Below are 13,596 nucleotides of genomic sequence, written 5' to 3'. Positions count from 1 at the left end.
GGCCGATCCGACCGGCGGGAACCCGGTGGCATTACCGCGTCGGGAAGGTACAGGTCAACCCCGGGGAGCCGATCCGTTTCACGCCTTCTCGTCGAGTCTTCCGGGGGAGGGCCGGCCAGTGGTCGCGCCTTGCGTATTCTCGGGACGGCGGTCCGGAATCGGTGGTTTTGCGAGTGCGAACTCGTGCGGTTGACCGGTGGTCGTTGAAACCGATATGTCGAAATCGTGACGGTTCGAAACAACAGGCACCCCCCTGACGTTTCGTGCCCCGCTGCGGGCGCGGCGCCGCGGGGAACGGCTGCGCCATCACGGCGCAGGACGGGAAGGACGGCCAGTGAACGACGTCAGCGGGGCCCGGCCCCTGACCTTCGGGCAGGAGCGCCTGTGGTGGCTCCAGCAGCTCGACCCGCACGACGTCAGCCACAACCTGGTCCTGCGCCTGGACTTCGACCCGGGTGTCGCGGAGAGCGCCCTGCGTGCGGCCCTGGACCGCCTCGTCGAGCGGCACGAGGTCCTGCGGACGGCCTACTCCGCCGACGCGGAGGGGGTTCCCCGACAGCACGTCCTCACGGCGTTCACCCTCGAACCGGACCACGCGCGCGCCGACTCGGGCGAGGCCGTCCAGGACGCGGTCCGCGCCGCGGCCGCGCGGCCCTTCGACCTCCTGGGCGCCCCGCCGCTGCGGGCCCTGGTCGTCCGCCGCGCAGGCGGACCCGACGCCTTCGCCCTGGTCGTCCACCACCTGGCGGTGGACGGGCGGTCCCTGGACATCCTGGAACACGACCTGCGGGCCCTCTACGGCGCCGCCCTGTCCGGAGGCGACGCGGGACTCGCGCCGGCGCCCGCCCGGTTCTCGGACGTGGCCGCGGCGCAGCGCACGCCCGACGCCGTCGCCGAGCTGTCCGAGCACGTGGACCACTGGCGCCGGGAACTCCAGGGCTTCCAACGCCTGGAGCTGCCGACCGACACGCCCCGCTCCGACGACTCCGCCCCCGAGGCGGACCGGGTGCGCTTCGAGCTGTCGCCGCAGACCACCGCCGCACTGCACCGGTTCGCCCTGCGCCTGCGGGCGGCCCCCTCCAGCGTCCTGGCGGCCGCGTTCCAGTTCCTCCTGGCCAGGCAGTCGGGGCAGACCGATGTCACCATCGGCACGGTCTTCACCGGCCGCACCGGCCCCGACCTCCAGGACGTCGTCGGCTTCCTCGTCAACACCACCGCCCTGCGCACGGACCTGTCCGGGGTGCGGACCAGCGCCGAACTGGTACGCCTCGTGCAGGGCGGGTTGGCGCGGGCCCAGGCGCACCAGCACGCCCCGTTCGAGCGGGTGGCCGCGGCGGCGACGACCGCGCGCGACTCCCACCGCAACCCCGTCTTCGACGTGGTCTACGTCCACCACGGCGGTCCCGCCGAACCGGGCGGACCCGAGGGGGACCGGGGCGTCACACGGGTCCCGACGAACGGTTCGGCGGCCCAGTTCGACCTGGAGTTCGGCACGGCCGTGGCCGACGGCTGCCTCCGGGGAGTCCTGACCTACCGCACCGACCTGTGGCGGCGTCCGACCGTCGAGGCGATGGCCGAGCGCCTGCGCAGGTCGATCGAGCTGATCGTCTCCGGCCCCGACACCGCGATCTGGCAGTGCGACCTGCTGTCGGCCCAGGAGCGCGATCAGTTGGTGGAGGGGTGGAACGGGCCCCGTGCGGAGGCTGTTCCCGCGTCCTTGGCCGAGCTGTTCGAGGCGCAGGCCGCGCGCACCCCGGAGGCTCCCGCGATCGTCACCGACGAGGGGGTGACCACGTACGGCGGGCTCAACGCGCGGGTGAACCGGCTGGCCCGTGAACTTCTCGCGAGGGGGGTGGGGGGTGAGGACCGCGTGGCGGTCCTGTTGCCGCGCGGTGTGGAGATGGTGGTGTGCGCGTTGGCGGTGCTCAAGGCCGGTGCGGCGTATGTGCCGGTGGATCCGGAGTTCCCGGCCGAGCGCGTCCGGTACATCCTGGAGGACGCGCGTCCTCGGGTGGTGCTGGACGGGGGGTTCCTGGCCTCGACCGACCTGTCCGGGCGGTCGGAGGAGAACCTGCCTGCCGCCGGGTGTCCGGGTGCGGGTGCGGTGCAGGTGCTCTACACCTCGGGTTCGACGGGGCGGCCCAAGGGGGTCGTCGTCACCGGCGGAGCGCTGGTGAACCTGCTGATGTCGGTGAGCCGCGGACTGCCCTTCACCGCGCAGGACCGCTTCCTGGCTAGCACCACGTTCGGTTTCGACATCGCCTCCGTCGAGATCTACCTGCCGCTGGTGTGCGGCGGCGCGGCGGTCCTGGTGACGCGCGATGCGGTGCTCACCCCCCACCGGCTGTCCGAGGCGGTCTCCACGCACGGCGTCACCCACATGCAGGCGACCCCCAGCCTGTGGAGGACCCTGCTGGAGGCCGGAATCGACCTGTCCGGTGTGCATGTGGTGACGGCGGGGGAGCCCGTCACCCGCGAACTGGCCGACGCGCTGGCCTCCGCCGCCCGAAGCGTGACCAACGGGTACGGGCCCACCGAGACCACGGTCTACTCCACGACCTGCCGCCTTTCAACGGACGACCCGGTGACCATCGGCGCCGCCATCGACAACACGCGGGTGTACGTGCTGGACGAGGCGTTGGCGCCCGTGCCGGCGGGTGTCCCGGGCGAGTTGTACATCGCGGGCGCGGGTGTGGCGCGCGGATACCACGAGCGCCCCGGCCTGACGGCGGAGAGGTTCGTCGCCGATCCGTTCGGCGAACCGGGTTCACGGATGTACCGCACGGGTGACGTGGTCCGGTGGAACCCCACGGGCGCGCTGGAGTACGTGGGGCGCTCCGACTTCCAGGTCAAGCTGCGTGGCTTCCGCATCGATCCGGGGGAGGTGGAGGCTGTCCTGGCGGCGCATCCCGATGTCGCTCGGGCGGTGGTGGTGCTGCGCGAGGACGCCCCCGGGGAGAAGCGCCTGGTGGCCTACCACGTTCCCGTCGAGGGCGCGGAGGCCCCCGGGAGCGGGGAGCTGCGCCACCTGGCGGGAGTGGACCTGCCCGCCTACATGGTCCCGTCGGCGTTCGTGGCTCTGGAGGCGTTCCCGCTGACGCCGAACGGCAAGGTGGACCGGGCGGCTCTGCCCGCACCCGAGGCCGGTGCCGCGGTCGGGCGGGCCCCGCGTACGGCGCGGGAGGAGATCCTGTGCGGGTTGTTCGCCGAGGTGCTGGACCGGTCGGACGTCGGGGTCGACGACGGGTTCTTCGAGCTGGGCGGACACTCCCTCTTGGCGACCCGGCTGATCAGCCGGGTGCGGTCGGTGCTCGGCGGCGAGGTGGGGGTCCGGGAGTTCTTCGACCGGCCGACGGTGGCCGGGGTCGCCCGCCTGCTGGAACGCGAGGGCGGCCGTGCGCGTGCGGCGCTGGTGGCGGGGGAACGCCCGGAGCGGGTTCCGCTGTCGTTCGCCCAGCGCCGGTTGTGGTTCCTGAACCAGATGGAGGAGCCGGGGACCTACAACATTCCGGTGGCGCTGCGGCTGCGGGGCTCGGTGGACGAGGAGGCCCTGCGCACGGCGTTGGGCGACGTGGTCGGCCGGCACGAGAGTCTGCGGACGGTGTTCGTGCAGGACCGGGACGAGGTCCGGCAGCACGTCCTCACCGCCGAACAGGCGGGCGTCCCCCTGGAGACGGTCGACGCCGACCCGGCCGGAATCCCGGCCGCGCTCTCGGAGTTCGCCGTGGGCGGGTTCGACCTCTCCGTACAGCCGCCGTTGCGTGCCCGGCTGTACCGGGTCTCGGATGAGGAGAGCGTGCTCTGTGTGGTCGTGCACCACATCGCCTGCGACGGGTGGTCGATGGCGCCGCTGCTGGACGACCTGGGCCGGGCCTACGAGGCCCGATCGCGTGGTGGGGTCCCCGTGTGGTCGACGCTTCCGGTGCAGTACGCGGACTTCAGCCTGTGGCAGCGTCGGGAGCTGGGTGAGCAGTCCGATCCCGGCAGCGTCATGCATACCCAGCTGGAGTACTGGCGCCGTGCCCTGGAGGGGGCGCCGCAGGAGTTGGCCCTGCCCACGGACCGGTCCCGGCCGGCGGTGGCGTCCTGGCGCGGCGGCACCGTCGACCTCGACATCCCCGCCGAGGTGCACGAGGGCCTGGCGATGTTGGCCCGCGAGTGCGGGGGGACGCTGTTCATGGTGCTCCAGGCGGGGTGGGCGGCGCTGCTCAGCCGGTTGGGCGCGGGCACCGACATCCCGGTGGGCACCGTGGTGGCCGGAAGGCCGGACGAAACCCTGGAGGACCTGGTCGGGTTCTTCGTCAACACCCTGGTGCTGCGCACCGACGTCTCCGGCGACCCGACCCTGCGCGAGCTCGTCACGCGGGTCCGTGAAAGGGGTCTGGACGCGTTCGCGCACCAGGACGTGCCGTTCGAGTGGCTGGTGGAGGTCCTCAACCCCGAGCGTTCGGCCTCTCGGCACCCGCTCTTCCAGACGCTGCTGGTGATGCAGAACAACCGGCGGACTTCGCTCGCTCTGGAGGGGTTGGAGGTCGAGGAGTACCCGGTCGATTTCCGGGTGGCCAAGTTCGACCTCTCCCTGAGCGTGCACGAGGAGTTCGGGGAGGTCGGCGATCGGACGGGCCTGGTCGGCCAGCTGGAGTTCGCCGAGGACCTGTTCGACCGTTCGACCGCCGAGCGGATCGTGCGCTGGTACACGGCGGTGCTGGCGGAGATGGCCCGCGACGCCTCGGTCCGGGTCGGCCGGGTCGAGCTGCTCTCTCCCGGAGAGCGCGATCAGTTGGTGGAGGGGTGGAACGGGCCCCGTGCGGAGGCCGTTCCCGCGTCCTTGGCCGAGCTGTTCGAGGCGCAGGCCGCGCGCACCCCGGAGGCTCCCGCAATCGTCACCGACGAGGGTGTGACCACCTACGCCCAGCTCAACGCGCGGGTGAACCGGCTGGCCCGTGAGCTGGTGGCCAGGGGCGTGCGGGGCGAGGACCGCGTGGCGGTCCTGCTGCCCCGGGGTGTGGAGATGGTGGTGTGCGCGCTGGCGGTGCTCAAGGCCGGTGCGGCGTATGTGCCGGTGGATCCGGAGTTCCCGGCCGAGCGCGTCCGGTACATCCTGGAGGACGCGCGTCCTCGGGTGGTGCTGGACGGGGGGTTCCTGGCCTCGACTGATCTGTCCGGGCGGTCGGAGGAGAACCCGCCTGCCGCCGGGCGTCCGGGTGCGGGTGCGGTGCAGGTGCTCTACACCTCGGGTTCGACGGGGCGGCCCAAGGGCGTGACCGTCACCGACGGCGCACTCGTGAACCTGCTCATGTCGGTGAAGCGGAGCCTGCCGTTCACCGAACGCGACCGCTTCCTGGCCAGCACCACGTTCGGTTTCGACATCTCCTCCATCGAGATCTACCTGCCGCTGGTGTGCGGCGGCGCGACGGTCCTGGTGACGCGCGAGGTCCTGCTGGACCCCCGGCGGCTCGCGCGCATGGTCTCCACGCACGGCGTCACCCACATGCAGGCCACCCCCAGCCTGTGGTCGACCCTGCTGGAGTCCGGCATCGACCTGTCCGGCGTGCACGTCGTCACGGGAGGAGAACCGGCCACCCCGGAGCTGATCCGTGCGCTGTCCTCCGCCGCCCGAAGCGTGACCAACGGCTACGGGCCCACCGAGACCACGGTCTACTCCACGACCTGCCGCCTTTCAACGGACGACCCGGTGACCATCGGCGCCGCCATCGACAACACGCGGGTGTACGTGCTGGACGACGCGTTGGCGCCCGTGCCGGTGGGGGTCGAGGGCGAGCTCTATATCGCGGGTGCCGGGGTCGTGCGCGGGTACCACGAGCGTCCGGGGCTGACGGCCGGGCGGTTCGTCGCCGATCCGTTCGGTGAGCCGGGTGCGCGGATGTACCGCACCGGTGACGTGGTCCGGTGGAATTCCGAGGGCGCGCTGGAGTACGTGGGGCGCTCGGACTTCCAGGTGAAGATCCGCGGCTTCCGGGTCGAGCTGGGCGAGATCGAAGCGGTCCTGCGCGGCTGTCCGGGTGTGGAGCAGGCCGTCGTCGTCGTACGTGAGGACGCGGGCGGTGAGCGGCGCCTGGTCGGGTACGCGGTCCCGGCGCAGGGCCGGGTCCTGGACGCGGACGACATCCGGAGCCGGACGGAGTCGGTGCTCCCCGGCTACATGGTCCCACTCGTGGTGCTGCTCGACGCGTTCCCGCTGACGCCGAACGGCAAGGTGGACCGGGCGGCACTGCCCGCACCCGAAGCCGAGATCGCGGTCGGGCGGGCCCCGCGCACCGCGCGGGAGGAGATCCTGTGCGGGCTGTTCGCCGAGGTGCTGGACCGTCCCGACGTCGGGGTCGACGACGGGTTCTTCGACCTGGGCGGACATTCGCTGCTGGCGACCCGGCTGATCAGCCGGGTGCGGTCGGTGCTCGGCGGCGAGGTGGGGGTGCGGGAGTTCTTCGACCGGCCGACGGTGGCCGGGGTCGCCCGGTTGCTGGGTGACGGGAAGAGCCGCTCCCGTGCGGAGCTGGTGGCGGGGGAACGGCCGGAGCGGGTGCCGTTGTCGTTCGCCCAGCGCCGGTTGTGGTTCCTGAACCAGATGGAGGAGCCGGGGACCTACAACGTCCCGGTGGCGCTGCGGCTGCGGGGCGCGGTGGACGCGGAGGCCCTGCGCACGGCGCTGGGCGACGTGGTCGGCCGTCACGAGAGTCTGCGGACGGTGTTCGTGCAGGACCGGGACCAGGTCTGGCAGCACGTTCTCCCACCAGGACCGACGGAAGCCTTCTTCGACATCGTGGACCGTGCCCCCGGTCCCGGGGCCGCGGACGGCGTTTCGGAGGGGATCGCGTCGTCGTTGGCGGAGTTCGCCGTGGGCGGGTTCGACCTCTCCACGCAGCTGCCGTTGCGTGCCCGGCTGTACCGGGTCTCGGACGGCGAGAGCGTGCTCTGTGTGGTGGTGCACCACATCGCGTGCGACGGGTGGTCGTTGGCGCCGCTGCTGGGCGACCTGGGCCGGGCCTACCAGGCCCGCGCAGGTGGCCGGGTTCCCGACTGGTCGCCGTTGCCGGTGCAGTACGCGGACTTCAGTCTGTGGCAGCGTCGGGAGCTGGGTGAGCAGTCCGATCCCGGGAGCGTCATGCACGCCCAGTCGGAGTACTGGCGTGGGGCTCTGGAGGGGGCGCCGCAGGAGTTGGCGCTGCCGACGGACCGGCCCCGGCCGGCGGTGGCGTCCTGGCGTGGCGACGCGGTCGGCCTCGACATCCCCGCCGAGGTGCACGAGGGTCTGGCGATGTTGGCCCGCGAGTGTGGCGGGACGCTGTTCATGGTGCTCCAGGCGGGGTGGGCGGCGCTGCTCAGCCGGTTGGGCGCGGGCACCGACATCCCCGTGGGCACGGTGGTGGCGGGGCGCTCGGACGAGGCGTTGGAGGACCTGGTCGGGTTCTTCGTCAACACCCTGGTGCTGCGGACCGACGTCTCGGGCGACCCCACGCTGCGGGAGCTGGTGGCCCGGGTGCGCGAGGGCGGCCTGGACGCGTTCGCGCACCAGGACGTGCCGTTCGAGTGGCTGGTGGAGGCGCTCAACCCCGAGCGCTCGGCGTCCCGGCACCCGCTCTTCCAGACGCTGCTGGTGATGCAGAACAACCGGCGGACTTCGCTCGCTCTGGAGGGGTTGGAGGTCGAGGAGTACCCGGTCGATTTCCGGGTGGCCAAGTTCGACCTCTCGCTGAACGTGTACGAGGAGTTCGGGGAGGACGGCGGCCGGGCCGGCCTGGGCGGACACCTGGAGTTCGCCGAGGACCTGTTCGACCGTTCGACCGCCGAGCGGATCGTGCGCTGGTATACGGCGGTGCTGGCGGAGATGGCCCGCGACGCCTCGGTCCGGGTCGGCCGGGTCGAACTGCTGTCGGCCGAGGAGCGCCGTCAGCTGCTGCACACGTGGGGCCGGGGCGCACCGCACGCCGACGGGCAGAGCGTCACGGAGATCCTGCCCGAGCTGTTCGAGGGGCAGGTTGCCCGGACCCCCGAGGCGCCCGCGGTCGTCACCGACGAGGGGGTGACCACCTACGCCCAGCTCAACGCCCGGGTGAACCGGTTGGCCCGTGAACTCCTCGCGAGGGGGGTGGGACCGGAAACGCGGGTCGCCATCGCCCTGCCGCGATCCGTCGAGATGTTCACCGCCGCGCTCGCCGTGCTCAAGGCGGGCGGCGCCTACGTCCCCGTCGACACCGACTACCCCCGTGAGCGCGTCGCGTTCATGCTCGCCGACGCGGCCCCCGCACTGGTGCTCACCACGGTCGCGGCCGACCCCGCGTCTCCCGCCGCGCCTTCCCTGTGCCTGGACGATCCGCGGACCGCCGAGGCCGTGCGGGGCCGTGCGGAGCGGGACATCGCCCAGGACGAGCGCCCGGCCCCGCTCCGGCCCGAACACGCCGCCTACGTCATCTACACGTCCGGGTCCACCGGAACCCCGAAGGGCGCGGTCAACCACCACGCCGGTGTGGCCAACATGGCCCGCGCCACCATCCGTGCCCTGGAACTGGGCCCCGGCGACGTCGTCGCGCAGGTGGCCTCGTTCAGCTTCGACGCCGCCTCCGCCGAATGGTGCCACGCCCTGTTGAGCGGCGCCGCGCTCGCGGTGGCCGCAGCCGACACCGTTCTGGCGGGCCAGGACCTGGTCGACTTCCTCGACGGTCACCGGGCCACCCACGCCCTCATCACCCCCGCGGTCCTGGGTTCCCTGCCCGAGACCGCGCCCGCCGTGCTCACCGGGCTCCGCTCGCTGGCCTCGGGCGGGGAGGCGTGCTCGACCGAGCTGGTGGCGCGCTGGGCCGAGGGCCGGCGCATGGTCAACGCCTACGGTCCGACCGAGGCCGCGGTCTGCTCCACCTTGAGCGACCCGCTCAAGGGAAGCCCCGGCCGCGTGCCCATCGGACGGCCCCTGTCCGGCACGCGGGTGTACGTGCTGGACGAGGCGTTGGCGCCCGTGCCGGTGGGTGTCCCGGGCGAGTTGTACATCGCGGGCGCGGGTGTGGCGCGCGGGTACCACGAGCGCCCCGGCCTGACGGCGGAGAGGTTCGTCGCCGATCCGTTCGGTGATCCCGGGGCGCGGATGTACCGCACCGGTGACGTGGTCCGGTGGAACTCCGAGGGCGCGCTGGAGTACGTGGGGCGCTCGGACTTCCAGGTGAAGATCCGCGGCTTCCGGGTCGAGCTGGGCGAGATCGAGGCGGCTCTGCACCGTTGTCCGGGTGTGGAGCAGGCCGTCGTCGTCGTACGTGAGGACGCGGGCGGTGGGAGCCGCCTGGTCGGGTACGCCGTCCCGCCGGCGGGACACGGCTTGGACACGGACGGTGTCCGGAGCCGACTGGCCGGGGAACTGCCCGCCTACATGGTTCCGTCGGCGTTCGTGGCCCTGGAGGCGTTCCCGCTGACGCCGAACGGCAAGGTGGACCGGGCGGCGCTGCCGGTCCCCGAAACCGTGGCGGTGGCAGGGCGGGCCCCGCGCACGGCGCGGGAGGAGATCCTGTGCGGGTTGTTCGCCGAGGTGCTGGACCGTCCCGACGTCGGGGTCGACGACGGGTTCTTCGACCTGGGCGGACATTCGCTGCTGGCGACCCGGCTGATCGGCCGGGTGCGGTCGGTGCTCGGCGGCGAGGTGGGGGTGCGGGAGTTCTTCGACCGGCCGACGGTGGCCGGGGTCGCCCGCCTGCTGGAACGCGAGGGTGGTCGTGCGCGTGCGGCGCTGGTGGCGGGTGAGCGCCCGGAGCGGGTGCCGTTGTCGTTCGCCCAGCGCCGGCTGTGGTTCCTGAACCAGATGGAGGAGCCGGGGACCTACAACGTCCCGGTGGCGCTGCGGCTGCGGGGCGCGGTGGACGCGGAGGCCCTGCGAGCTGCTCTGGGCGACGTGGTCGGCCGTCACGAGAGTCTGCGGACGGTGTTCGTGCAGGATCAGGACCAGGTCCGGCAGCACGTGCTCCCGGCAGAGCGGACCCCGGCGCCGCTGGAGATCGTCGACCGTGAGTCGGGGGAGGACGTCGCCGGACTGACCGAGTTCGTCGCGCGCGGTTTCGACCTGTCGGTGGAACCTCCCGTGCGTGCCCGGCTGTACCGGGTCTCGGACGAGGAGAGCGTGCTCTGTGTGGTGGTGCACCACATCGCGTGCGACGGGTGGTCGCTGGCGCCGCTGTTGGACGACCTGAGCCGGGCCTATCGGTCTCGCGCACGCGGCCGGGCTCCCGACTGGGCTCCGCTGCCGGTGCAGTACGCGGACTTCAGCCTGTGGCAGCGTCGTGAGCTGGGTGAGGAGTCCGACCCCGGCAGCGTCATGCACGCCCAGTCGGAGTACTGGCGCCGCGCCCTGGAGGGGGCACCGCAGGAGTTGGCCCTGCCCACGGACCGGCCCCGGCCGACCGTGGCGTCCTGGCGCGGCGGCGCCGTCGATCTGACCCTTCCGGCGGAGGTGCACGAGGGGTTGGCCAGCCTGGCCCGGGAGTGTGGCGGGACGCTGTTCATGGTGCTCCAGGCGGGGTGGGCCGCGCTGCTCAGCCGGTTGGGCGCGGGCCCCGACATCCCGGTCGGGACCGTGGTGGCGGGGCGCTCGGACGAGGCGTTGGAGGACCTGGTCGGGTTCTTCGTCAACACCCTGGTGCTGCGGACCGACGTCTCGGGCGACCCCACGCTGCGGGAACTCGTCACGCGTGTCCGTGAAGGGGGTCTGGACGCGTTCGCGCACCAGGACGTGCCGTTCGAGTGGCTGGTGGAGGTCCTCAACCCGGAGCGTTCGGCGTCCCGGCACCCGCTCTTCCAGACGCTGCTGGTGATGCAGAACAACCGGCGGACTTCGCTCGCTCTGGAGGGGTTGGAGGTCGAGGAGTACCCGGTCGATTTCCGGGTGGCCAAGTTCGACCTCTCCCTGAGCGCACGGGAGGAGTTCGACGAGCAGGGTGCGAGGGCGGGCCTGGTCGGCCAGCTGGAGTTCGCCGAGGACCTGTTCGACCGTTCGACCGCCGAGCGGATCGTGCGCTGGTATACGGCTGTGCTGGCGGAGATGGCCCGCGACGCCTCGGTCCGGGTCGGCCGGGTCGAACTGCTGTCGGCCGAGGAGCGCCGTCGGCTGCTGCACACGTGGGGCCGGGGCGCACCGCACGCCGACGGACGGACCTGCGCGGAGAGCCTGGCCGAGCTGTTCGAGGCGCAGGTGGCCCGGACCCCCGAGGCTCCCGCGATCGTCACCGACGAGGGGGTGACCACGTACGGCGGGCTCAACGCGCGGGTGAACCGGCTGGCCCGTGAACTCCTCGCGAGGGGGGTGGGGGGTGAGGACCGCGTGGCGGTCCTGTTGCCGCGCGGTGTGGAGATGGTGGTGTGCGCGTTGGCGGTGCTCAAGGCCGGTGCGGCGTATGTGCCGGTGGATCCGGAGTTCCCGGCCGAGCGCGTCCGGTACATCCTGGAGGACGCCCGTCCCCGCGTGGTCCTGGACGAGGACCTCGTGGGCCGGATGGACCTGTCCGGGCGGTCCGAGGAGAACCCGCCTGCCGCCGGGTGTCCGGGGGCGGGTGCGGTGCAGGTGCTCTACACCTCCGGCTCGACGGGGCGGCCCAAGGGCGTGACAGTCACCGGCGGAGCACTCGTGAACCTGCTGATGTCGGTGAAGCGGAACCTGCCCTTCACCGCGCAGGACCGCTTCCTGGCCAGCACCACGTTCGGTTTCGACATCGCCTCCGTCGAGATCTACCTGCCGCTGGTGTGCGGCGGCGCGGCGGTCCTGGTGTCCCGCGAGGACCTGTTGGACCCCCGGCGGCTCGCGCACATGATCGACCGGCACGGCGTCACCCACATGCAGGCCACCCCCAGCCTCTGGAGGACCCTGCTGGAGACCGGCATCGACCTGTCCGGTGTGCATGTGGTGACGGCGGGGGAGCCCGTCACCCGGGAACTGGCCGACGCGCTCACCTCCGCCGCCCGAAGCGTGACCAACGGGTACGGGCCCACCGAGACCACGGTCTACTCGACCACCTGCCGCCTGCACGCCGACGCTCCCGTGACCATCGGCGCCCCGATCGACGACACCCGCGCCTACGTCCTGGACGGCCGCCTGAACCCCACCGCCCCCGGAGTGCCCGGCGAGCTCTATCTCGCGGGCGCGGGTGTGGCGCGCGGGTACCACGAGCGCCCCGGCCTGACCGCAGGGCGGTTCGTCGCCGACCCCTATGGTGAGCCGGGTTCACGGATGTACCGCACCGGTGATCTGGTCCGGTGGAACGCCGAGGGCGCCCTGGAGTACGTGGGGCGCTCCGACTTCCAGGTGAAGATCCGCGGCTTCCGGGTCGAACCGGGGGAGGTCGAGACGGTCCTGGCGGCGCATCCCGATGTCGCTCGGGCGGTGGTGGTGCTGCGCGAGGACGTCCCCGGGGAGAAGCGCCTGGTGGCCTACCACGTTCCCGTCGAGGGCGCGGAGGCCCCGGAGAGCGGGGAGCTGCGCCGTCTGGCGGCCCGGGACCTGCCCGCCTACATGGTTCCGTCGGCGTTCGTGGCCCTGGAGGCGTTCCCGCTGACGCCGAACGGCAAGGTGGACCGGGCCGCACTGCCGGTCCCCGAAGCCGAGGTCTCGGTCGGGCGGGCCCCGCGTACGGCGCGGGAGGAGATCCTGTGCGGGCTGTTCGCCGAGGTGCTGGACCGTCCCGACGTCGGGGTCGACGACGGGTTCTTCGACCTTGGCGGACACTCCCTCTTGGCGACCCGGCTGATCAGCCGGGTGCGGACGGTGCTCGGCGCGACCGTCGACCTGCCCGCGTTCTTCCGCTCCCCGACCGTCGCGGGCATCTCCGCCGCCCTCGCCGAGGAGGGCGGACGGCTCCGGCCGCACCGTCCCGGCTCCCCGGCGCCCCTGCTGGCCCTGCGCGGCGGCGGGGCCCTGCCCCCTCTGTACTGCGTGCACCCGGTGACCGGCCTGAGCTGGTGCTACGCCGCTCTCGCCGAAGGCCTGGGCGACCGTCCCGTGTACGGGATCCAGGCCAGGGGAACCGACGACGCGGGCGGCGCCCCGCAGACGGCCGCCGACCTGGTCACCGACTACCTGGCCCAGATCCGCTCGGTCCAGCCGCACGGCCCCTACCACCTGCTCGGCTGGTCCCTGGGCGGGAACATCGCCCACGCCCTGGCCTGCGCCCTCCAGGAACAGGGGGAACGGGTCGCGGTCCTGGCGCTGCTGGACTCCTACCCGCACGAGGCCGAGGGCGTCGGCTGGCAGGACGGGATCGGACCCGAGGAGGTGGCCCGCCTCATGGGCGCGACGGAGGCCGCACCGGTGCTCGGCGGGGCGGACCTCGACGCCCTGGCCCGCACCGCCAACCGGCTCCTGCGGATCGTGGCCGAGCGGCCCACCGCCCGCTTCGAGGGCGACATGCTGTTCTTCGCGGCGACCCGGGGGCGCGGCGAGGGGGCCCCGTCGCCGCGGGCGTGGGACCCGCACGTCAGCGGTCGTGTGGAGCGGCACGACATCGACGCCGAGCACGCCCGCATGACCGACCGCGAACCCCTCGGCGCCGTCAGGAAGATCCTGGACGGCGTGCTCGCGGACCCGTGAGCCGCCCCGCGCGGGACGACCAC

At 72.8% G+C, this 13,596-nt stretch carries 1 protein-coding gene; it reads left to right on the top strand.

Annotated features, from left to right (window positions below; all coding sequences use genetic code 11):
• The first annotated feature begins 334 nt into the window (after positions 1-334).
• Positions 335-13,573: an amino acid adenylation domain-containing protein gene (locus tag ACIRPH_RS09900; RefSeq protein WP_402911838.1), complete on the top strand. Its 13,239-nt coding sequence runs from the start codon at positions 335-337 to the stop codon at positions 13,571-13,573.
• Positions 13,574-13,596: the final 23 nt, after the last annotated feature.

Source organism: Nocardiopsis sp. NPDC101807 (genome assembly GCF_044766605.1).
GTDB classification, from domain to species: domain Bacteria; phylum Actinomycetota; class Actinomycetes; order Streptosporangiales; family Streptosporangiaceae; genus Nocardiopsis; species Nocardiopsis tropica.
Note: the sequence above shows the minus strand (reverse complement) of the source record. Positions and strands in the feature narration are given on the sequence as shown.